We start from the raw sequence: 21,416 nt of genomic DNA on the forward strand, positions 1-21,416 counted from the left end.
TAGCGAATCCTTTTTATACATCAAACTAAGGACAACCCTAAAAAAATTAAAGGAGGGTCGGACGACGATGGAACAAAAAATGAAAGATTCGAATCAGCTGTACTCGAATATTGATTTACATGCCGTTCTTTCTTCTAATGGCCGCTTTCTCTACATTTCTTCCAATTGTAAGCAGCTTTTGCTCTATGAACAAAAGGATTTACTAGGGTGTTTTTTGAAAGACTTTGTTCATACCGAAGATCAATTTCTCGTCGAAAGTTATTTCTATAATCAGCATATGCTAGAGATTTGCCACTTTAGACTGCTTAGAAGTGATCTTACAGCTGTATGGGTAGAAGCAAGCATTGATTTTGTTGCTTGTGATGGGTTAGACAACGATTTAAGTAGAGAAATGATCCTGAAAATGAGGGTAATGAATACAGAGCCTCAAAAAGCAGCATTTCAACCAACAGAAGTGTCAGAACAGTCGTTAGGCAGTCTACCGGCTTTCCAAGATGTCAGTGAAGCTGAAAATCTGATTGCCATGCTGCCAAATCCGTTATGTATTACGGCGCTTGGGAAAATTGTGTACGCCAACGATGCGATGCTGCAATTAATGGGTGTATGTACAAAAGATGAAATGATCGGAAAGTCTGCGTTTGATTTTATTGCCGAGGAGTACCATGACATTGTGAGAAGCCGAATCAAAAGACTGCAGCAAGGCCTTCCAGTCGGAATGATTGAACAAATATGGAAAAGGCAAGACGGGAGCATGATTCATATTGAGGTGAAGTCATCTCCGGCAATTTATCAAAATCAACGGGCAGAACTTTTACTATTAGTGGACATCTCTTCCCGTAAAAAATTTCAAACCGTTCTTCAAAAAAGTAGAGAGCGGTATCAGCTGCTTATCCAAAATTCCATTGATACCATCGCCGTCATCCACGATCATAAATGGGTATTTATGAATGAATCAGGTATTAAATTATTTGAAGCCGAACATTACGATAAATTAATCGGAAAAGATATCTTTCATCAAATCCATTCATGTGATCAGCAAAAAGTCAAAAAGAGCATATCACGTATTATCGAAAGAGCATCAGATTCTGAGATTGTGACGATGAGCTGCCATACGTTTAAACACCGGTTGATTTATACAGAAATGGTTTGTATCCCTACCACATTTTTTGGTGAAACAGCCGTTCAAATTATTTTAAGAGATATATCTGAACGAAAACAAACAGAAGAACTCATGCTGCGCTCTGAAAAATTATCAATCGCAGGTCAATTGGCAGCAGGCATTGCACATGAAATAAGGAATCCACTGACGGCGATTAAAGGCTTTTTACAGCTCATTAAACCAAAAACAAAAGACCGTGATCAATATTTTGAAATTGTCTTCTCTGAGCTGAGCCGGATTGAAATCATCTTAAGTGAGCTACTAATGCTTGCGAAGCCGCAGCAAACAGCATCCATGCAGACGCTTGATTTGAAAAAAATCATTAGCGAAGTCACCGCTCTGCTAGAAACACAGGCCAACTTAAATGGAATTTTGATGAACACAAGTGATATTGAGGAGGATCTCCTGATGAATGGGGATCAAAACCAGCTGAAGCAGGTGTTTATCAATTTAATCAAAAATGCCGTCGAATCCATGCCAGACGGAGGGAAGGTAGACATTACCGCCAAAGCCGAAAAAGAAGGGATACTTGTCACGATTAGAGATGAAGGAATTGGTATTCCTGAATCGGTCATGAAGCGGATCGGCGAACCTTTTTTAACGACAAAAGAAAAGGGAACAGGGCTTGGGCTCATGGTGACATTTAATATTTTAGAAAATCACAACGGAACCATCCGGGTAGATAGCCATCCAGAGAAAGGGACTGTGTTTCACATCATGTTTCCCGCAAAATAAAAACAACGGCAAAAGAGCCGTTGTTTCATCCGTCTATTGATTGTATGGAACGCTTTTCAAGTACAAATTGTTCGAGACGGTCAAGTCCTTCTTTTAACGTTTCAAGTGAATATGCATAGGAAAGGCGCACATATCCTTCTCCAAGTGAAGAGAAAGCAGAACCAGGTACGACCGCAAGTTTTGTACTTTCTAACAACTCCATGCAAAAATCAAATGAACTCATCCCAAGCGATTCAATGGAAGGGAAAATATAAAAAGCGCCGGAAGGCTTAATGACCGGAAGCCCCATAGAAATGAGTCGATCATATACATAGTCGAGTCTTTTCTTATATTGCTCTCTCATGATTAGTGCATCATCCACACCGTTTGTCACTGCTTCAAGTGCCGCCTTTTGTGAGATAGCCGAGGCACAAGACACGTTATATTGATGTACTTTTAATACATGTTTAGCAATAGGAGCGGAAGCAAATAAAAAGCCGATTCTCCATCCGGTCATGCTATGAGATTTTGACAGTCCATTGATGACAATCGTCTGTTCCTTTAAGAAAGAAGCAATGGAATGATGTGGACGATCAAATGTCAGCTCACTATAAATTTCATCAGATAGAATAAAAATATCCTTTCCTTCAAGAAGCTGTGCAATTTCTTTCAATTCTTCTTCTAATAGCGTGACCCCAGTTGGATTTGAAGGGTATGGAAGGACAACACACTTTGTCTTTTCCGTTAATGCATCTTCAATCAGCTTGGCGTTTAATTTAAAACCGGCATTTGTTGTGTCAATATGCACGGGCACCGCACCGCACATCCGAATGATCGGTTCATAGCCAGGGTACACAGGGCCGGGCAGAATGACCTCATCGCCTTCAGTCAAAATGGTTCGAAACGCAGCATCAATTGCTTGACTCGCACCTGTTGTCACAATGATTTCTGTCTCTGCATCATAATCAAGATGGACTTTCTTTTTGATGTATTGCTGGATCGCTTGTCTTAGCTCTAAAAACCCAGCGTTATGAGTATACGAGGTGAAATTCTCGTCAATGGCTGTTTTGGCAGCTGTTTTGACATGATGCGGCGTATAAAAATCGGGCTGACCTATGGTCAATGAAACGACATCCTCATATGAAGATACGAGATTTGAAAATGTTCGAATGCCTGAAATTTCAATATCCTTTACTCTTGGATTCAGCAAATGCTCCATTTCTCATCACCTTAAAAATTTATGTTTTTATCCTATTTTACCATTCACTGCATAAATGTCACCTGCGGAAAGGTTTCGGATATCGTTATATGTAGTCTATTCTCCTATCCATCACAGCATGAGTGATATATGAAGAAAGAGCAACATTTATTATAGCGTAACCTGCTCGGAAAATACAGCTCTGCTTATGATGATTAGAATAAGGCAAAACGGTATAAACTGAAAGAACGAGAGAATCGAGTCATGGGAATTGCTTTCACAGGCATACGATCTCCTGAAGGAGGACGATAATAGATGGATCAATCAGCAAAGACATCGAAAATAGCCTTTTTATCCGTCATGAGTAATACGTTTGTTGTGGTCCTTAAAATCATTGTTGGGGTGTTAACTGGATCTGTTGCGGTTTTATCAGAAGCCATTCACTCTTTTCTCGATTTAATGGCCTCATTTATTGCATTTATCTCTGTTCGTATTTCAAGAAAGCCGGCAGATTCAAAACATCCTTATGGACATGGGAAAGTTGAGAATATTTCTGGAACGATTGAAACTTTGTTGATTTTTGTTGCTGGGATTTGGATCATTTATGAATGTGTTCATAAATTAATGCATCCAGAGCCTGTTAAACTGCCGGTACTTGGTATTGTGGTCATGCTGATCGGCGCACTTATCAATTTTGTTGTGTCAAGAGTTGTGAACAAAGAGGCAGAGCGAGTACATTCTGTTGCCATGAAATCGAATGCGCTGCATCTTTTAACAGATGTGTTTACGTCACTAGGGGTTGCCATTAGTTTATTGCTTGTTGCATTAACGGACTGGTATTTCCTCGATCCGATTATTGGAATGGTGCTAGCGCTCTATATTATGCGTGAAGCGTTTAAACTCATGAAGGAAGCCTTCCCGCCGCTTGTCGACGCCCGGTTAACCCCGGAAGAAGAACAAGCGATAGAGGCCATCATTCAAACATTCAGCCAAGAATTCATTGAATATCATGACTTTCGAACAAGACGATCCGGTGCTGAAGAATATATTGACTTCCATTTGATTGTTCATGGAAAAACAACCATTGAAGATGTTCACCAATTATGTGATCGAATTGAAGAGAACATCCAGCAGGCGTTTCCGCATGCACAAATCTTTATTCATGTAGAACCTGAAAGTGAAAGAAGATCACAAACGTAAAAAGGCGATACCACCTCTTTGAAGGTTGTATCGCCTTTTTTTACGCTTCATCTATGAAATGAAATCAATATCCATAAGCAGTATCGTAATCTTCATACCAAGAGATATAAGCAGTATCTTCATTAGATAAACCATGTTTCATATCTAAAAAATCAGCTTCGCAAATATCTTCAATCACAGTCATTTCGTTGTTCTTTAATAGTACGACAGTTCCCATCATGAACACCTTTCTTTAAAAAATCCTTGACTATTGTACCATGTGAAACGTGATTGTCAACAGAAGAATCGAAATGAGAGGAAAATATCACAAAATGTTAAAAAATCAGGCGTTGAAAGAACTAGATGTGCCATAATTTTCGTGAATTTTCAGTATTTATTCACATAAATCATCATTGAAAAATGATCTAAAATTCATGTAAAAATGTAAAGCTCCATTGATCTTGCGATATTCATAAGATATAATAACGAATGATTATAAGAAATTTATAGAAAACATACATAATAAAGGAGAAATAGGATGGAAACAAACATGTCAGAAGCACCTATTCAAGAAGAAAAACATCCTGAACTAGCTGGAGTAGGTTATCGTTTTCTTGCTCATCTTTTAGACGGTGTCATTATTAGTGTACCATTTTCAATCATTGTATTTATTCTCGCAACACTCTTTTTTGTCTCAAGCCCTGAGGCGGCATTTTTAATGTATGATGATAGCTATTACTATTCTTCAACGGTGATCACGGATGAAGAATGGGCAGTCATTGTGGGCCTTCTCTTTTTCTATGGCGTAACGACCTTAATCGGTATCGCGGTGACTTGGCTGTATTATGCGATCATGGAATCATCAAAGTTGCAAGGAACTCTTGGCAAGATGGCTCTTGGCATCAAAGTGACAAAAGTAACGGGTGGAAAAATAACATTCGGGCGCGCGACAGGCCGCTTTTTTGCAAAAGGCTTTTTGTCTCCAATCTTATTCATTGGCTACATCATTGCGTTTTTCACAGAAAAAAAACAAGCACTTCACGACTTGATTGCAAGTACCATTGTCGTAAAGAAATAATGAAGAGAAGCACCTCTGCTAAATAGTAAGGGGTGCTTTTTGTATAGATTGCTTGTATGGAAGAGGGAAACGTCACATAAAGTAGAATGATAGTGAAAATAAAAGCAGAGAAGGGAGTCAATCTATTGAAAAGAGGGAAAATGACTGTTCAGAAAAAAGGGGCAAGCTTCGGGCTCTTTTTCACAGCACCTGTTTTGGCCTGGGCATTGTATGATTTTGCAAATACGATATTTTCATCGAATATGATCACCATTTTCTTCCCATTTTATTTGCAGGAGACGATAGGCGACAGTGCGAGGATGGATCAAATCGCCAGTACATTTATTTCTTATGCGAACGCACTTGCAAGCTTTTTCCTCGTCATTTTTACGCCTTTATATGGTGTGCTGATTGATCGTACAGGGAAAAAGAAGCGGTATATCACGGTGTTTACCTTGATTTGTATTGCCTGTACCATTATGATGGGGATCTTTGCTGGGATTGATTTCTCAAGCGAATGGTTTGGTCTTCCTGTCTCCTTATTGGTGGTGGTTACCTTGTTTGTCATCGCCAAATTTTTCTATCACTCTAGTCTTGTTTTTTATGACACCATTTTGCCCGATCTTGGGACAAAGGATGAAATCCCCCTCATTTCTGGATTCGGTATTGCTGTCGGTTATTTAGGTACACTTGTTGGCCTTTCTGTTTATTTACTTGTAGGAAATGACCAGTTTCATGAAGCATTTATTCCGACAGCCCTTTTATTCTTTCTCTTTTTTCTGCCCTTTCTCTTTATTATAAAAGATCCTCAACCTCTCCCGCAGCAAGAGAAAAAGTCGTCTTTTTTCAGCGGGTATAAAGAGATTATTCGTACATTTAAAGAGATGAAGCAGTACAAACCGGCCTTTATTTTTATGATCGCTTTCTTTTTTATGAATGATGCGTTGCAGACAGCGATTGCGATGATGGCTGTTTATGCAAAAATTATCATTGGTTTTACGGCAGGTCAATTTATTTTGCTTTATCTTGTGTCCACGATTTCAAGTATCATTGGCTCGTTTCTATTCGGATATGTCACAAAGGCCATCGGGGCAAAGCGCTCGATTACAGTCGTGTATGTCATTTTAATTGTGGCGCTCATTCTAGCTGTGACAGCGACAACTGAATGGGTCTTCTGGGTAGCAGGCAGTTTATTCGGCATTTCACTTGGCGCAAGCTGGGGATCATCACGAATCCTCATTATTGAGCTGACGCCTAAAGAAAAACGAGGGCAATTTTTTGGTCTCTTTGCGTTTTCGGGAAAGGTGTCTTCAATTGTTGGTCCCATCATTTATGGCTCCGTCACACTTCTATTTGCATCACATGGGAATCTCGCAAGCCGTCTTGCATTAGGGTCTTTGCTCATCCTTGCAGCCATAGGACTTGTGATTCATCAATTCGTGCGAGAGAAAGCGTAAAGAAACGTCAACTTTTTACCCATGCTGCCGATATAAAAAGTACAATCTTATATTGAAGAATAGAGGGATTTCCGTGGCTTTAAACAAACAAGAAATTTTACTTGACTCTGGTACTAATGAATTGGAAATTGTGAAGTTTGAAATTGGTTCAAATCAATTCGGCATTAACGTCATGAAAGTAAGAGAAATTATTCAGCCAGTTGAGGTGACAGTTGTACCGCACTCTCACCAAGATGTAGAAGGGATGATTAGTTTACGAGGCGAGATTTTACCAGTCATCAATCTATTTTCCTTTTTTAATGTCGAGTCAGATCAGTCAGAACAAGAGAAATACATTGTGACTGAATTCAACCAACGGAAATTTGTGTTCCATACAGGAACGGTATCACAAATTCACCGCGTCAGCTGGGAAGAGATTGAAAAACCAACTGCACTCAATCAAGGAATGGACCGTCATTTAACAGGGATCATCAAGCTTGACGAGAAAATGATTTTCCTTCCAGATTACGAAAAAATCATCTATGATATTGAATCCGCATCTGGTGTAGACACATATCATATGTTTGACGGTGAGAAAGACGAGAGAAGAACAGGGAAGAAGCTGTATGTTGTTGAAGATTCTCCGCTTCTTATGCGCTTATTAACAAATGAATTAACCGAGGCAGGCTATAAAAACATTGTGACCTTTGAAGATGGAAAACAAGCATATGACCATGTCATGGATCTTGTCAGTAAAGGCATTAGTGTGACAGAAGAAATTGATATGATTATTACAGATATAGAAATGCCAAAAATGGATGGACATCGATTAACAAAACTGCTGAAGGACAATCCTTTAACACAGTCCATTCCAATTCTCATTTTCTCTTCATTAATTACGGACGATCTGCGTCATAAAGGGGAAACCATCGGTGCAGATGATCAAATTAGTAAACCAGAAATTCATCAGTTGATTGAAAAAGTAGATCATTTTATTATCTAAAGAAAAAACCACTCGCTTTGAGTGGTTTTTCAGCGTGTAGACAAACCCTCGCATTCTTTGTCAGTCCTGCGCGCTGGTGCTCACGAATGCCAAATTCGCTCCGCGCCAGTACTCGTCCTTCCTAGACTGCAAAGGTTTTCTTTCACGCTGAAAAGAAGACAAAGAGCTAAAATAAACAACATTTTAGCCCTTTGTCCATAATCTGAAAAACCACTCGCTTTGAGTGGTTTTTCTGTTTAAAAATAACTTTCCCCGAGCCGTTTGAAGACGGGTTTTGTATAATGTGATTTTTGTTTTGTGGCGGCAGGTTTTTCTTTTAAACCGACATACGTTTGAAGTATTTGTTTCGCTCGATTTAATGACATATTCGCTTTTGGATTGCGATATGATTGATTTAAATTTCCTAAGTGTGGCAAAAATTCGAAGTCTTCTTTAGTTGGTGGCAGATGAAAATAATAATCTCCAATTTCAATCAGCACGTCGGACTGTTGTTGACTATATCTGGGATTGTTAGAGAAATGTAGGCCCACTTTTCTTCCTTTACCTTCTTGCAATAGTTTTTGCAGCGCACGTTTTTTCAAAAGATAAAGAAACTTGGGATTTGGTGCGGTTTTAGCATGGCGGTTAACAGTATAAATGGCTTTTGCGATGTTTTCTGCTGTAGGTTCTATGTCTTTAGTATGAGCATAATCGTCCATTTTTTCTCTCCTTTGTCTTTCGTCTTCCTGTGCTTAGTATAAATTATACGTTTTTATTAGTAAATTGCAAATAGACTTATTGTAAAAAGCATTAGATTTTCATCACTCTTATTTACAATAGCCATTCATGATGATTCTGAAACGTGAAGAAGAACAATGAATGAATCATTCTTAGCAAGAGCATCATCATTTATCCGGTATCCTTTCCAACTAGGCGTTTCAGTTGGATGTAAACGATGCCTTTGATTTTCTATATGATAAAGGTGTTGTATTTTTTATTCTTTTAAAAATACTAATAAAATAGCTAGTGCTGCTGAAGCCAACTTGGTAGGCGATTTCTGTTATGTTTAAGTCCGTCTTTTGAAGCAAAATGAGGCTTTGTTGAATTCGATATTCATTCACATAATGTATAGGAGATTTCTTTAAAATATCATTGAAATATCTACAGCATTCAGAGCGGCTTAATTGTCCTTCACGAGCGATATCTTGAAGAAGAACCTTTTCATGATAATGTTCATGAATCCAATTCAGCATATGTTTCATACGTTCATTTCTATCGTGCTTACGTGCATCATATGTCAGTTGAAAACGATTTTGTAAAAGGCATTTCCAAATCGTGATGAGCTGTATATTAAGTTCGAGTTCAAAATATGCCGGAGTTTGTTCGATTAATCGTTGAATGATTTGTATACATTGATAGATTTGGTTTGGCCATCCGTCTTTTCGGTTGAATAAAATAAAAGGTGTTTGACTCGCATGCATATATGGATGAACGAACGTGGTGAATAACTCATTGGCTGTGATGAAGTGAGGTGAAACGTTTAAACAAATATAAGTACATGTCGTCCCATTTGCATCCTTTGCCATGTGTAAGCAGCCACTGTTGATGAATACACCATCTCCTTGCTGAATGTTCAATATCTTCTCGTTAATGTGAAACTCAGCCTCTCCCTCCAAAATAAAGACGAATTGAAATTCGTCGTGCCAATGAAGAGGGATATATCCGCTCATATGATCACGAATCTTTGTATGATATAGAGCAATAGGCCATGTGGTGGTTGAATGCTCCGTTAATTCTTTCAGATTGTTGTCAATAAGAAAATGATGATTGTGCATGGTTCTCCTCAATATTCTTTTATTTTTATGTTCAATTGATATATCAATATGTAAAAAATTGAACTACTATCAACTATATTATCATGATTTTTTTAGAATTGAGGAGAATAAAAATGAAGAGGAGAAAGGGAATTTTTCTTGTACTGATAGGAGCTATCTGTTGGGGAGTAGGAGGAACCGTTTCACAAAAATTGTTTCAGCAATATGGAATTGACGTCAATTGGCTGGTCACTGTCAGGCTACTCATTTCAGGCGGGTTACTTTTATTTGTTCATTACATGACGAAAGAACGCACGCAATTGATTGGCGTGTTGAAAATGAAGAGTACGGCCATTCAAGTGCTGATATTTGGACTAATGGGCATGTTAGCTGTTCAATATACTTATATGGTGTCCATTCATCATGGGAATGCTGCGGTGGCTACATTGCTACAGTATACAGCACCTGTCATGATTATCGTGTATCTAGTATTTCGCCGGCAATCCACTTTTACAAAAAGAGATATGTTGACGGTCGTATTGGCTTTGGTTGGCATGTTTCTCTTATTGACGAATGGTTCCGTTTCCACATTAACTGTTCCAGCTGTCGCGGTATTTTGGGGAATACTATCAGCCGTGGCATTGTCCTTTTATACGTTATATCCAATCAAGCTGTTAAAACAATTCGATTCACTTGTTGTTGTTGGCTGGGCGATGCTTATAGGGGGAGCTGCCCTTAGCTTGATCCATCCTCCATGGAAGGTGAATCTGTCTCAATTACCTTTTGAAGCGTATATTTATTTATTATTTGTCATTGTATTTGGAACGATGGTCGCTTTTTGGTTTTACATCGAAAGTTTGAAGTATTTATCTCCGAAAGACTCAAGCTTAATTGGAAGTGTCGAACCCCTTGCAGCAGTGATAACCACTGTTTTCTGGTTAAAAGAGCCATTTGGTCTTTTCCAGTGGATAGGGACAGCGTGTATTGTATACATGATATTATTCATGGCATTATACCAGCCTAAAATAAGAGGGGAAAAGAAGAAATTGGGTTCATTGATAGATGATAAGGTAAATTAAATATGTGAAATGTATATAAAGTGAACTATTAAACATAGATAACTACCTATTTTAAAATAAATGGGTAGTTAATGACTTATATGAGAACGGGATTGCCGGATAAAATCTACCATATGCAAGACAATCATGGTCGAACATATGGCTTAAGATCATGGACTATTTCGTATGGCTAGAATAAGCACAGTAAAAACAGCCGTTAAAATCAGTTTCACTCGTCATTTTTTTGGCTTCATCCATGGCGCTTTCACTGTTCATGTGTAGACCAATCAACGTACGGCTTGCTGCATCACCTAAAAATGCGCAGTCTTCTGTATGTACAACATATTGTCCTTGATCATTTTTTGTATGAATAAAATAATAGCTTTTTAACATACCCCTCACCTCCAACCTGACTATCCTACTATAAAACTTCCAATAATGTAAAGGTTTTTTATTAAAATTGTTGCAATTTTATGCACATTCCTTTTATTTTATAAAAAGGAAAATATATTATAAAATATGAAGATCAAAGTCAATGAGGACAGAAAGGACGGTTTAGATTGAAAGATATTTTAACTCCTTTATTGGTCGCTTTTGTCGTTGGAGGCATTGTGTACGTGATAGATGATCGGCCGATTCATCCTTTTCTTCTTTTTCTCATCTTATTTATTAGCATTTATACAGTCGATAGAATCGTTCATTTTGCTTCGAATCATTTCCATGAGCAGAAAAAATAATCGTCGTTTATGTTACACCCATGAAAAAAGGACTTTCTATAGAAGAAAGTCCTTTCAGCATGTAGACAAACCCTCGCATTCTTTGTCAGTCCTGCGTGCTGGTGCTCACGAATGTGAAATTCGCTCCGCACCAGTACTCGTCCTTCCTAGACTGCAAAGGTTTTCTATCACACTGAAAAGAAGAAAAAGGGCTAAAATAATGTTTATTTTAGCCCTTTTTGCTTCATCTATTGTACTCCCTGACCTTTTAATTCACGCTGTACATCTAAGTCGGCAGCTTCTCTGCTGAACTTTGGCAGTGTAATGAAGTAAAAAAGGAAAACGAGTAAAATAATAATACCCATTCCGTAATAAATGTAAGAAACATTGGTGATGAGATTTGGAAATAATATGGCAATTAAACCTAGCGTCATTGATTGTGCAAACATGGTGAGCGGATCAACCCACCCTGATACGCGTCCCATCAGACGAGGGTGAACAATTCTTGGGAGCCAGCCTCCAATGACAATGTTGACTGGACCAATACATGTACCAATGACAAATGATGTGACATAAAATAACCATAATGTATGGGTAGAACCAAGGACAAAAATTAAAATACCTGCAACTAGAATTGGAATCGACATGAGATATTGCATCTTTACCTTTTTCGCAAGAATAGAGCCAAGTAAGCTTCCAACTAGAAGTCCGGCACCGATTGCGATCGTAAAAAAGGATGTATGCAGTTCAAAATGGTCCGGTGAAAGACCGTATTTCATTGTAAACATCGGAAGAACGGCAAATGCGCCATTCACAAGACCAAAAACAAAAAAGCCGAAAATTAAAGAAGCCAATAATTTATTTTTTAAAATATAGAGAATGCCTTCTTTAAAATCTTTTAGAGACGTCTTAACGGTCATGCCTTTCCAGCCTGCTTGTCCATTTGGCTGTCGTGCTTCAATTGGAATATTGCATGATCGAATGAGAATACCGGAAATAATAAAACTGACCAAATCAATGGTAATGGCACCGTGAAGTCCAATCGTTTTATACATAATGGCACCTATTCCAACACCAAATACCATAAACAAACTAAACAGCATCTGATTTAAACCAGCAGCTTTTGCATATTGATCTTTATTTAAAATGGCCTGAACGAGAGAGGCTTCAGCTGGATAGAAGAACTTCGTAATGGCGCTTCGTATAAACAAGATCAAGAAAATAAGCGGCAGTGAATTAAAATAAATGACGATAAATAAAACGATCGTCAGCCCAGCTCGTATCCAATCACAATTCTCTGCGACTTTTTTACGATCAAAACGGTCTGCGACCACACCGACCATAAAAAAGACAAAGATCGTAGGCAGTGAATACATTAGCTCTGCTAAAGTGGCGTAAGCGGGCTGATGACTAAAATGATCGAGCAAATAAAAGGCAAACGCCATATTGCCTACTGTTGTCCCCATTTGCGAGGCAAGTGCTGCAAAAAAGAGACGAACAAAATTTCTGTTTTTAAAAATATCCATAAATACGCTCCTTAACCTGAAGATCCCACTTTCTATCATATAAAATTTTAACCATTCGTACAATTGATTTCTCCTACTGGCTAATGGTCACAGGTGTTCCATTTGGAACTATTGAAGCAAGTTCGATGACATTCTGATTGTACATGCGAATGCACCCTCTAGACACAGCTTTACCAATTGAAGACGGGTTATTCGTTCCATGGATGCCGTAATGAACTTTTGAAAGGCTCAGCCAATAGGCGCCAAAGGGACCTCCTGGGTTTGGCTGTCTGTTGACAATATAATAAGAACCTGTCGGTGTCATGTTTAATATTCTGCCAGTTGCGATCGGGTATGAGCGCAAGAGCTGTGATCCAGAAAACAGTACGAGACGTTTCGCTGAAATTGACACAGATATGCGGTAAGGGATCGTGTTAGGATCCGGTAACCCAGGGATGATGATGACTTCATTTTGTTCTGGCTCGCGGGCTTGAAGTGACGGATTTGCAGCCTTTAAAGCATCTGTCGTTGTTCGAAAATCAAGTGCTATAGAAGCAAGTGTTTCTCCACTTTTTACCGTGTATCGCAGCACGAAAGCACACTCCTTTTACTCAAATAAAAGAAGCCATGATCCCCGCCTCACATATACTATATGGACGGGATCAGGCCCAATAAGGTTTCTCCTAACATTTGTCATGAGAATGATCTTTGTTTATACATATGCAGGAAAAGGTGATTTGGCTTCTCTTTACACGTGAGATGTTAAGGTGAAAAAAGTGATTTCAGGTTTGGCTAAAAACCGAAGCGGCAGTCTAGTTGTCCCAAGCCCGCGGTTGACATAGATACGGTGCTGATAGCTACCGTATAAGCCTTCGACATATGTACGCCCAAAAGGTGCTGTGAGAATCGGTCCATAGAAAGGAAGCTGTATTTGACCACCATGCGTATGCCCAGAAAGCTGTAAGTTAATAGGTGTTGTTTCAAGCTCTAGTGCCGCATCAGGCTCATGCACAAGCAATAACGTAAAGAGATCAGAAGAGACTTCTCGTTTGATGAAATGGTAATCAGGCATACTCATCATGAGATCATCCAGTGTAGCGATCTGTATGCGTCCGCCTTCTTTTTCTAAGTGAAACACTTCATTTTTACATAATGTAAAACCGCAAGCTTTCATCGTTTCCTCATATAGATCAATGCCAAATGGTCCGTAGTCATGATTTCCGCATATGGCAAACTTTCCAAACGGAGCATCAAGCTTAGACAAAGAGGCTTTGGCTTTTTCATGTTCTTCAATCGATGATTCAAAATCAACAAGATCACCTGTAAACACAATGAGATCGGGAGATGCAGCGTTGATCTTTTGGACAACAATCTCTAAATCTTTTGCCGAAAATGTATCACTTAAATGAACATCACTAAATTGTGCAATTTTAAATTGGTCAAACGAAGCCGGTAGCTGAGCATCATGAATGGTGAGTGATACGGTGTCGATCATGCGCGGCTCAATGTACCGAGCATAGCCATAACCGGATGTGGTCGCCAAAAGTCCGAGAATACTCGCACCAGCTGCTCCTTTTAAAAATTGCCTACGGGAAAGTTGCTTCATATAAGACTCCTTTAAAAATAAAATTAAGTATAGCATGATTTTTGATGAATCTCCCATATGGTGTATGGAGGGGAAATCATGATATGATAGATGGATAATGAATGAATAGTCATTCAAAACACACAAAGGGGGAGAACAAATGACGAAGCAAACAGTGATTGTCACAGGGGGATCAAGCGGAATGGGAAAGGCGATGGCGACTCATTTGGCACTCGGGGGCTGGAATGTTGTGATTACTGGAAGAACAGAAGAGACCCTTGAAACAACGGCAAATGAAATCAAACAGCAAGGTGGTTCGATCGCTTATTTTCAAATGGACGTGCGACATCCAGAAGATGCTGATCAAATGGTGAAGTTTGCAGTAGATACATTTGGTGATGTGGATGCACTCATCAATAACGCAGCAGGCAACTTTTTAGTTCCAACAGAAAAACTGTCTCCTAACGGCTGGAAAGCGGTCATTGATATTGTGCTAAATGGCACCTTTTTTTGCAGCCATGCAGTGGGCAACTATTGGATTCGTCAAAAGAAAAGCGGAAGTATGATCAACATGGTCGCCACATATGCATGGGGGGCTGGTGTTGGTGTAGCGCATTCAGCAGCCGCAAAAGCAGGCGTACTATCACTTACCCGAACGCTTGCAGTCGAATGGGGAAAGCAATATCGCATTCGCGTAAATGCCATTGCGCCGGGGCCCATTGAAAGAACAGGTGGTGCAGATAAACTGTGGGAATCTGAAGAGGCTGCCCAAAGAACATTAGATAGTGTTCCGCTCGGTAGACTTGGCACACCAGAAGAAATTGCAGAACTTGCGAGTTTCTTATTATCTGAGCATGCATCTTATATTAATGGAGATTGTATCACGATGGATGGGGGGCAATGGCTCAACCAATCACCATTTTGAATGACCGTGTAAGACCTGCTTTTGATATGGTATAATCACACAAAGAGAGAAGCAGGTGATGAAAATGGTCGATCCATTGGATATTTTAACGAATATTGAAGATGTTTTCCCGCACTATCAAGCGATCTTCAGTGCGGAGGAACAAAAAGTGATAGGCTATGAGATTCTTGGAAGAATGAAGCTTGAGTCGGGAACAGTTAGTCTAGGCTCCTTCTTTACGGATTCATCTATTCCTGACGAATATAAATTGGAAGTAGATCACAAAGTATTAAGTCAAGCGCTTGATCTCTTCACAACCGCAGATGAAGATTTGCTCATCTTTATTAATCATGATGCGAACGTCCTCATGCTTGATCATGGCGAAAGTTTTTTAGAACTTTTAAAAGAATATGAAGCAAAGGGTATTCAGCTTAGCCGGTTTGTCATTGAAATTACTGAACATACGTTTAGCGGCGACATTGAACAGCTTTACCATACGTTAACGTATTATCGTACATATGGGATCAAAATCGCCGTATCTAATATAGGAAAAGAAAGCAGCAATCTTGACCGGATTGCTCTGCTTTCACCTGATCTATTAAAAATAGATCTACAGGCTTTAAGAGCTTCGTCTCCATCTCCTTCCTATGAATATGTGTTATACAGCATTTCACTTCTTGCAAGAAAAATAGGAGCGGCTTTAATCTATGAAGACATTGAAGCGAATTTTCAGCTGCAATATGCATGGAGAAATGGCGGAAGATATTTTCAAGGCTTCTACCTTCACGAGCCTGCGGCAGAATTAATTGACCGGAACAAACGAAAAGAACAGCTTAAAGAAGAATTTCAGCAATTCATTGCCCATGAGAAAAAGAAACTCCAAGCTGTCTATGAACATTCTGAAACCTTTTATAAGCGAATACATCAAGCCGTCAGTACGTTAAAAAAATCATGCAGCACAAATGATGAACTTATACAAAAACTGGCACATGAACTAACCGATTGCAGCTTTCGCATTTATATGTGTAATGAAGAAGGGTTTCAAATCACTGGGAATGTGTTTAAGAAAGAGAAAGAATGGCTGTTTCAGCCAGAGTATATAGAGAAAAACTGGAGCTGGCGCCCTTATTTTCTAGCAAATATTCTTCAAATGAGAATTAGCGGAAAAGGATTTTTCAGCGATATCTACAGTGATTTAGAAACTGGAGAACGAATACGTACGTTTTCTTATCCGTTAGAGGGAGATGTGTATTTGTTTGTAGATCTTCCGTATGCTTATCTATATGAGCAGGAAGGATTAATTTAAAAGCAGCCGTCGTGGCTGTTTTTTTTTATTAGAAAAAAGATAGAAAAAATGGTTGACAATGAAACTGATAATCATTATCATTTAGTTATAGAGAGAAGCTACTCTCTGTTCCCCAACCCCTCTATCAGATCAAGATCCAAAAAACTTGGCGCTACCCCCGCCAAGTTTTTTTTGTGCGCCAATCATTCCCTTCATGCATAGGACATCCCAATTCATCCATACACCTTAAATGATGATAGTTAGACAGTAGGAGGGAAAAGTCATGATCAAACGTGACAAGCGGCTGCTGATTGATTTACCAATGCCAGATCACCCAGATGCAAATGGTGCAGCGGCTGTGCAAGAATTACTCGGCGGAAAATTTGGTGAAATGTCCACATTAAATAACTACATGTTTCAATCGTTTAACTTTAGAGGGAAACGAAAGCTCAAACCATTTTATGATCTTGTATCAAGTATTACAGCTGAAGAATTCGGTCATGTAGAGCTTGTGACAACTGCAGTCAATCTCATGATTACGGGAACCACCCATGGGGGCGATCCAGATACGACCCCGATGAAAGCGGCTGTTGATAAACGAAATACGCAGCATTTTATCCAAACGGCACAAACAGGCTATCCGTTTGACTCCATGGCAAAGCCGTGGACAGGTGAGAATGTGTTCTCAAGTGGTAATCTGATTCTGGATCTTCTTCATAACTTCTTCCTAGAGTGCGGAGCTCGTACGCATAAAATGCGCGTATATGAAATGACGGATCACCCTACGGCAAGAGAAATGATCGGTTATTTACTTGTCAGAGGCGGCGTACATGTTGTGGCGTATGCAAAAGCCCTTGAGGTAGCGACAGGGGTAGATGTTGGGAAGATGCTGCCAATTCCAAATCTCGACAATAAATACTTTGACTCTGCAAGAAAGTTTGAAGATCAAAATATTCATACAAAACTGTATACATTTAGTGATACGGATTATAAAGATATCAATCAAATTTGGAAAGGAAACCATCCGATTGACGGGAAGCCGCTGACAGTTATTGAGGGCACGCCAAAAGGTGCGCCCGTGCCAGATTATAGAGATTTGCCGGAAGAGTTTGCTCCAGGTATTTCAAAAGAAGATTTTGACGAAATTGCGAAACGCCTGATGAGATCGGCCGGTTTATAAAAAACAAGATGCATGAGAAAAGAAAAAAGACTCAAAATAAAAAAACAGATTCTTTTTCTTTTTTTGAATTCAAGAGGAAAAATATCATCTGAGAACACTTTATGGTATGATGCTTTGTAGGACTTGTGTATAATCAATACGGGTTCATCTTGAGTTGTTTTTTTGAAAGGAGTCTTTTTTTAGAATGTCACAATTAATGGGTATCATTACAAGGCTGCAAAGTCTTCAAGAGACAGCAGAAGCTGCAAACGAGCCGGCACAGCGTTATTTCGAAGTGAACGGTGAGAAAATCTGTAGTGTTAAGTATTTCGAAAAGAATCAAACGTTTGAATTGACTGTTTTTCAACAAGGGGATAAGCCAAACACTTTCCCATTTGACAACATTGATATGATTTCGATTGAGATTTTTGAGCTTCTACAATCCTAAGCTGAATCGTATGAAATGTTTTTTCTAAGAATTCCTTCGTTGATTGCGGAAGCATACACTTCATAAGTGATGAACAAATGGAAGATGATCATTCAGTGCAATATTCGGATAAGAGACCATTAAAAAGGAGTTCCTTTCTGTGAGTGATTCTTTTTTCTTTAATCTTTCTGAAGAGCATTTAGCGTTTTCTGATGTTGTCATGAGAATGAAAGACTTTATTCAAAAAGACCCGAGATCTGTTTATGTACTATCAATTGGTACGGACTCTCAGGTCAATCAGAATGTCACAACATTTATGACTGCCATTCATCTTCACCGGATCGGCAAAGGAGCTTGGGGCTGTCTCACGCAGCAAGTGTTGAATCGGCCTGTACAAAGTCTTAGAGAAAAAATTTCATTAGAGACAGCGTTTAGCCAAAAGGTATGTGCAGACATCCTTGAGGGACCTTTAACAGAACTGATGGATTTGCTTCTTCCGTTTGCTGAGGAAGGGGCAGACCTTCGTTTTGAAGTCCATCTAGATATTGGCAAAAAAGGAAGTACAAAAGAGCTGATCCAGGAAATGACCGGAATGATCACAGCCATGGGAATTGAAGCAAAAATAAAACCCGACTCATACGCAGCATTTTGCTACGCCAATCGATACACAAAATAAATTCCGTCATTTTTCTCCAAACGTTGTCGAAACGTGCGGTTGACGATTCGATTCTAGTTCCTTATTCTAGCTGTATAGAGAGGAAGCAGACATTCAAACGCCTGCTAATCAATATAAAAGCATATATGAAACAGGGGGCCTGATGTTGAATGAGCGTCATCGAAAATCGTTTTAATGAAGAAGAGAAAAAGCTATTATTAAACGTATTACTGAATCAGGAATATGCTGTCGAATTACTAAGCAGTGAGATCAATGATATAGAATGTGGAACAAAAAATGTCGACGACAATACGTATAAGAAATTGATCACATTGTATGACAGAGTAAGGTTTGAGAATTAATATCGATTGAACATTCTATTAGATACTCTACGCTGAGTATCTTTTTTATGCAGAAAAAAATCTTTCGACAAAATTCGTTTTAGTTTATGCTTAATGTTAAAGGGGAATGTATGATTGATGATTGAGAGAAAAGGGGTCGAAGAAACATGATAGAGATAGAACCGGCTCAATTACTTGAGTCAACAGTAGCTGAGCATATGATTGATGCAGATAAAGTGGCACACGTTCAAATTGGAAATAATCTTGAGCACGCCCTATTGGTCCTGACAAAAACAGGATATACAGCCATACCTGTTCTGGATGCTTCTTATCACCTTCATGGGTTAATTGGAACAAATATGATCATGGATAAAATCTTTGGCTTAGAACGAATTGAATTTGAAAAGCTCGACCAATTGAAGGTAGAAGAGGTCATGCTATCAGATATTCCAAGACTGAAAACGACGGATCCTGTTTTAAAAGGCGTTCACGCTGTAACGAATAATGGATTTGTTTGTGTGGAAAATGAAGAGCAAGTATTCGAAGGGATTTTCACTCGGCGTGTTGTATTAAAGCGCTTAAATGAAGTCATTCATTCCGCAAAAAAATGAGCTGCAGCCCAGCTTATTTTTTTTGCCTTCATAAGCTATTATTTATATAATGACTATATAAAATAAGAAAAACTTATCAAGAGAAGGAGGGCGCCCATGCAGCTTCAAGAGTTACATATGCTTGTTGTACTTAGTGAGGAATTGAATATGAGAAAGGCTTCAGAGCGGCTCTTTGTCTCTCAGCCTGCCTTATCTCAAAGACTGCAAACGATTGAAAAAGAGTGGGGAACCAAAATCTTTTTTCGTTCACAAAAAGGCTTGACAGTCACTTCAGCTGGCGAACAGATTATTCAATTCGCCAAAGAGGTCACAACTGAGCAGGATCGAGTGCGAGAGAGAATTGACGAGCTTGAAGGAGACATTCACGGTACACTCAAGCTTGCAGTTGCGTCCATTATTGGTCAGCACTGGCTGCCAAAGGTGCTGAAGCGGTATGTCGAGAAATACCCAAATGCCAAAGTATCTCTCGTGACAGGCTGGAGCAGTGAGATGCTTAAAAGTCTGTATGAAGACCATGTGCACATTGGCATCATTCGCGGGAATCCTGATTGGAAGGGCACAAAGGAATACTTAATGACCGATCATTTATATTTAGTCGATTCTGTCATCAAGGACGTGGATGAGTTAATTGAGACAGAACGCCCGTTTATTCAATTTAAAAGTGATAGCACCTATTATCAAGAAATTCAGCACTGGTGGCATCAAAAGTTTAAAGTGTCGCCAAAACAGACGATTCTTGTGGACCAGATTGAGACATGTAAACAAATGGCCTATCACGGTATCGGCTACGCCATTTTGCCTTCGGTCACCCTATATGATCATGAGAAAAGCGTACACAAAACCCCGCTCGTAGACGCAAATGGAGAGCAAATCGGACGTGACACGTGGCTGTTAGGATATGAAGCCTCTTTTCAGTTAAAACAGGTTCAAGCATTTGTTGGTGTGGTAAAAGAAATGCTTGAAAGTGAGGCAGTGTAAGTACTTCTGGAAGAGGAGGTGCTTTTTTAGGATAAGTGGTTTGATTAGGTTTCTAATAGATTTACCTGTTTCATACTGAAAAAACAGAAAGCTGGAAGAAATGATGAGAAATCAACGAAAAAAGAAGACGGATATACCGAAGTGGGGAACTTATTTACGCGAGAGATGGCGTGGACGTTTTGCAAGTCATCTTTCTTTAGAAGAACAAAAAGAGATTGGGATGGATGGTTTCCTATGGCACTTATGTAGCTGGGGAAAAGTTGAATGCCTTGAAAAAGAGGCAGCGATAAACGCCTTTCATCAGCAATCAAAGCATACATGTACTCTTTTTTATCAATTTACTCAAGAAGCGTATCTGTTTGAAAACGCCGCTGACCTGTCAGTGAAGGAATTGCCATATACAGACGGACACATGGACTATAGCGATCTGTATGTCATGGATTGGGAAGAAAATTGGACATTTGTGATGACGCACGAAACCGATTGCGGTCCATATTTTATTCAGAAATAAAAAAAGAGTACATCACAAAGAGATAGAGTGATGATCAATTAAAGCCGCCTTCCAATTGGAATGAGCGGTTTTTTGATGTACGTCATGTGTATTTTGAACAGCACCTTTTCATAAAACATTTGACAATGAAAATCATTATCAT

At 39.2% G+C, this 21,416-nt stretch carries 24 protein-coding genes; 16 read left to right on the forward strand and 8 right to left on the reverse strand.

The features are described from left to right. Positions 1–67 precede the first annotated feature (67 nt). Complete coding sequence (locus tag NST09_RS06825; RefSeq protein ID WP_017359430.1) at positions 68–1,894, forward strand: PAS domain-containing sensor histidine kinase; 1,827 nt, start codon at positions 68–70, stop codon at positions 1,892–1,894. Between the two features lie 25 nt (positions 1,895–1,919). Here the strand turns inward: NST09_RS06825 and NST09_RS06830 are convergent, their stop codons facing one another. After that, positions 1,920–3,092: an aminotransferase A gene (locus tag NST09_RS06830; RefSeq protein ID WP_342493467.1), complete on the reverse strand. Its 1,173-nt coding sequence runs from the start codon at positions 3,090–3,092 to the stop codon at positions 1,920–1,922. A 294-nt stretch (positions 3,093–3,386) separates the two neighbouring features. Between NST09_RS06830 and NST09_RS06835 the strand changes: the two genes are divergently transcribed. Next, positions 3,387–4,271: a cation diffusion facilitator family transporter gene (locus NST09_RS06835; RefSeq protein WP_342493468.1), complete on the forward strand. Its 885-nt coding sequence runs from the start codon at positions 3,387–3,389 to the stop codon at positions 4,269–4,271. Between the two features lie 64 nt (positions 4,272–4,335). On the opposite strand, the gene NST09_RS06840 is transcribed toward NST09_RS06835, so the two are convergent. Next, entirely contained in the window at positions 4,336–4,488 is a 153-nt protein-coding gene (locus NST09_RS06840; protein ID WP_008348040.1) for a hypothetical protein, read from the reverse strand. Positions 4,489–4,788: 300 nt separating this feature from the next. Between NST09_RS06840 and NST09_RS06845 the strand changes: the two genes are divergently transcribed. The 3 genes from NST09_RS06845 to NST09_RS06855 all read left to right on the forward strand — a co-directional run bounded on the left by NST09_RS06845 (position 4,789) and on the right by NST09_RS06855 (position 7,746). Then, positions 4,789–5,328, forward strand: coding sequence for an RDD family protein (locus tag NST09_RS06845; RefSeq protein WP_007498690.1), 540 nt, complete (start codon positions 4,789–4,791; stop codon positions 5,326–5,328). Between the two features lie 125 nt (positions 5,329–5,453). After that, on the forward strand, positions 5,454–6,764 hold the full coding sequence (locus NST09_RS06850; RefSeq protein ID WP_342493469.1) for an MFS transporter: 1,311 nt from the start codon (positions 5,454–5,456) through the stop codon (positions 6,762–6,764). 73 nt (positions 6,765–6,837) lie between these two features. Continuing rightward, a complete protein-coding gene (locus NST09_RS06855) occupies positions 6,838–7,746 on the forward strand; it encodes a chemotaxis protein (RefSeq protein ID WP_008348035.1) in 909 nt (302 codons plus the stop codon). Between the two features lie 236 nt (positions 7,747–7,982). Here NST09_RS06855 and NST09_RS06860 read toward each other — a convergent pair whose 3' ends face one another. Together NST09_RS06860 and NST09_RS06865 are read right to left on the reverse strand one after the other, a co-directional pair. After that, positions 7,983–8,444, reverse strand: coding sequence for a YkyB family protein (locus NST09_RS06860; RefSeq protein ID WP_007498684.1), 462 nt, complete (start codon positions 8,442–8,444; stop codon positions 7,983–7,985). 219 nt (positions 8,445–8,663) lie between these two features. Beyond that, the gene (locus tag NST09_RS06865; protein ID WP_236810420.1) at positions 8,664–9,560 is read right to left on the reverse strand and encodes an AraC family transcriptional regulator; all 897 of its coding nucleotides are present in this window, start codon (positions 9,558–9,560) and stop codon (positions 8,664–8,666) included. A 113-nt stretch (positions 9,561–9,673) separates the two neighbouring features. On the opposite strand from NST09_RS06865, the gene NST09_RS06870 reads away from it, so the two are divergent. After that, entirely contained in the window at positions 9,674–10,618 is a 945-nt protein-coding gene (locus NST09_RS06870; protein WP_191218877.1) for an EamA family transporter, read from the forward strand. Positions 10,619–10,774: 156 nt separating this feature from the next. On the opposite strand, the gene NST09_RS06875 is transcribed toward NST09_RS06870, so the two are convergent. Next, entirely contained in the window at positions 10,775–10,990 is a 216-nt protein-coding gene (locus NST09_RS06875) for a hypothetical protein (protein WP_008348016.1), read from the reverse strand. 167 nt (positions 10,991–11,157) lie between these two features. Between NST09_RS06875 and NST09_RS06880 the strand changes: the two genes are divergently transcribed. After that, positions 11,158–11,334, forward strand: coding sequence for a hypothetical protein (locus tag NST09_RS06880; protein WP_008348014.1), 177 nt, complete (start codon positions 11,158–11,160; stop codon positions 11,332–11,334). 227 nt (positions 11,335–11,561) lie between these two features. Here NST09_RS06880 and NST09_RS06885 read toward each other — a convergent pair whose 3' ends face one another. From NST09_RS06885 to NST09_RS06895, 3 genes are all read right to left on the reverse strand, one after another. Next, a complete protein-coding gene (locus NST09_RS06885) occupies positions 11,562–12,839 on the reverse strand; it encodes an MFS transporter (RefSeq protein WP_048001612.1) in 1,278 nt (425 codons plus the stop codon). Between the two features lie 73 nt (positions 12,840–12,912). Further along, positions 12,913–13,410 carry a L,D-transpeptidase family protein gene (locus tag NST09_RS06890; RefSeq protein ID WP_008348009.1) on the reverse strand — a complete coding sequence of 166 codons (498 nt, stop codon included), beginning with the start codon at positions 13,408–13,410 and terminating at the stop codon, positions 12,913–12,915. A gap of 156 nt (positions 13,411–13,566) precedes the next feature. After that, positions 13,567–14,424, reverse strand: coding sequence for a metallophosphoesterase (locus NST09_RS06895; RefSeq protein WP_081114959.1), 858 nt, complete (start codon positions 14,422–14,424; stop codon positions 13,567–13,569). A 139-nt stretch (positions 14,425–14,563) separates the two neighbouring features. Here NST09_RS06895 and fadH point away from each other — a divergent pair, with 139 nt between their 5' ends. The 9 genes from fadH to NST09_RS06940 all read left to right on the forward strand — a co-directional run bounded on the left by fadH (position 14,564) and on the right by NST09_RS06940 (position 21,274). Then, positions 14,564–15,328 carry a 2,4-dienoyl-CoA reductase gene (gene fadH, locus NST09_RS06900; RefSeq protein ID WP_342493470.1) on the forward strand — a complete coding sequence of 255 codons (765 nt, stop codon included), beginning with the start codon at positions 14,564–14,566 and terminating at the stop codon, positions 15,326–15,328. A gap of 64 nt (positions 15,329–15,392) precedes the next feature. After that, the gene (locus NST09_RS06905; RefSeq protein ID WP_008348004.1) at positions 15,393–16,613 is read left to right on the forward strand and encodes an EAL-associated domain-containing protein; all 1,221 of its coding nucleotides are present in this window, start codon (positions 15,393–15,395) and stop codon (positions 16,611–16,613) included. Between the two features lie 262 nt (positions 16,614–16,875). Then, positions 16,876–17,772 carry a manganese catalase family protein gene (locus NST09_RS06910; protein WP_019743902.1) on the forward strand — a complete coding sequence of 299 codons (897 nt, stop codon included), beginning with the start codon at positions 16,876–16,878 and terminating at the stop codon, positions 17,770–17,772. 184 nt (positions 17,773–17,956) lie between these two features. Further along, positions 17,957–18,199 (forward strand): DUF1797 family protein, encoded by a 243-nt coding sequence (locus NST09_RS06915; RefSeq protein WP_003212254.1) that lies wholly within the window; start codon positions 17,957–17,959, stop codon positions 18,197–18,199. A gap of 139 nt (positions 18,200–18,338) precedes the next feature. Continuing rightward, positions 18,339–18,854: a ribonuclease H-like YkuK family protein gene (locus NST09_RS06920; protein WP_008348001.1), complete on the forward strand. Its 516-nt coding sequence runs from the start codon at positions 18,339–18,341 to the stop codon at positions 18,852–18,854. A gap of 149 nt (positions 18,855–19,003) precedes the next feature. After that, positions 19,004–19,195: an antirepressor AbbA gene (gene abbA, locus NST09_RS06925; RefSeq protein WP_008347999.1), complete on the forward strand. Its 192-nt coding sequence runs from the start codon at positions 19,004–19,006 to the stop codon at positions 19,193–19,195. Between the two features lie 146 nt (positions 19,196–19,341). Beyond that, the gene (gene cbpB / locus NST09_RS06930) at positions 19,342–19,785 is read left to right on the forward strand and encodes a cyclic-di-AMP-binding protein CbpB (RefSeq protein ID WP_007498671.1); all 444 of its coding nucleotides are present in this window, start codon (positions 19,342–19,344) and stop codon (positions 19,783–19,785) included. Between the two features lie 96 nt (positions 19,786–19,881). Continuing rightward, positions 19,882–20,763, forward strand: a complete 882-nt coding sequence (locus NST09_RS06935; protein ID WP_007498669.1) for a LysR family transcriptional regulator — start codon at positions 19,882–19,884, stop codon at positions 20,761–20,763. A 103-nt stretch (positions 20,764–20,866) separates the two neighbouring features. Then, the gene (locus tag NST09_RS06940; RefSeq protein WP_017367152.1) at positions 20,867–21,274 is read left to right on the forward strand and encodes a DUF4275 family protein; all 408 of its coding nucleotides are present in this window, start codon (positions 20,867–20,869) and stop codon (positions 21,272–21,274) included. Positions 21,275–21,416: the final 142 nt, after the last annotated feature.

The sequence above is a fragment of the Bacillus sp. FSL W7-1346 genome, assembly GCF_038593335.1.
GTDB lineage: Bacteria > Bacillota > Bacilli > Bacillales > Bacillaceae > Bacillus > Bacillus altitudinis.

Bases quoted from the DNA above. Each gene is read 5' to 3' on its own strand.
- NST09_RS06825 (WP_017359430.1), top strand. From the start codon at position 68: ATGGAACAAAAAATGAAAGATTCGAATCAGCTGTACTCGAATATTGAT.
- fadH (WP_342493470.1), top strand. From the start codon at position 14,564: ATGACGAAGCAAACAGTGATTGTCACAGGGGGATCAAGCGGAATGGGA.
- NST09_RS06885 (WP_048001612.1), bottom strand. From the start codon at position 12,839: ATGGATATTTTTAAAAACAGAAATTTTGTTCGTCTCTTTTTTGCAGCA.
- NST09_RS06935 (WP_007498669.1), top strand. From the start codon at position 19,882: ATGCAGCTTCAAGAGTTACATATGCTTGTTGTACTTAGTGAGGAATTG.
- NST09_RS06845 (WP_007498690.1), top strand. From the start codon at position 4,789: ATGGAAACAAACATGTCAGAAGCACCTATTCAAGAAGAAAAACATCCT.
- NST09_RS06905 (WP_008348004.1), top strand. From the start codon at position 15,393: ATGGTCGATCCATTGGATATTTTAACGAATATTGAAGATGTTTTCCCG.
- abbA (WP_008347999.1), top strand. From the start codon at position 19,004: ATGAGCGTCATCGAAAATCGTTTTAATGAAGAAGAGAAAAAGCTATTA.
- NST09_RS06840 (WP_008348040.1), bottom strand. From the start codon at position 4,488: ATGGGAACTGTCGTACTATTAAAGAACAACGAAATGACTGTGATTGAA.
- NST09_RS06830 (WP_342493467.1), bottom strand. From the start codon at position 3,092: ATGGAGCATTTGCTGAATCCAAGAGTAAAGGATATTGAAATTTCAGGC.
- NST09_RS06895 (WP_081114959.1), bottom strand. From the start codon at position 14,424: ATGAAGCAACTTTCCCGTAGGCAATTTTTAAAAGGAGCAGCTGGTGCG.
- NST09_RS06835 (WP_342493468.1), top strand. From the start codon at position 3,387: ATGGATCAATCAGCAAAGACATCGAAAATAGCCTTTTTATCCGTCATG.
- NST09_RS06865 (WP_236810420.1), bottom strand. From the start codon at position 9,560: ATGCACAATCATCATTTTCTTATTGACAACAATCTGAAAGAATTAACG.
- NST09_RS06910 (WP_019743902.1), top strand. From the start codon at position 16,876: ATGATCAAACGTGACAAGCGGCTGCTGATTGATTTACCAATGCCAGAT.
- NST09_RS06870 (WP_191218877.1), top strand. From the start codon at position 9,674: ATGAAGAGGAGAAAGGGAATTTTTCTTGTACTGATAGGAGCTATCTGT.
- NST09_RS06860 (WP_007498684.1), bottom strand. From the start codon at position 8,444: ATGGACGATTATGCTCATACTAAAGACATAGAACCTACAGCAGAAAAC.
- NST09_RS06875 (WP_008348016.1), bottom strand. From the start codon at position 10,990: ATGTTAAAAAGCTATTATTTTATTCATACAAAAAATGATCAAGGACAA.
- NST09_RS06940 (WP_017367152.1), top strand. From the start codon at position 20,867: ATGAGAAATCAACGAAAAAAGAAGACGGATATACCGAAGTGGGGAACT.
- NST09_RS06915 (WP_003212254.1), top strand. From the start codon at position 17,957: ATGTCACAATTAATGGGTATCATTACAAGGCTGCAAAGTCTTCAAGAG.
- cbpB (WP_007498671.1), top strand. From the start codon at position 19,342: ATGATAGAGATAGAACCGGCTCAATTACTTGAGTCAACAGTAGCTGAG.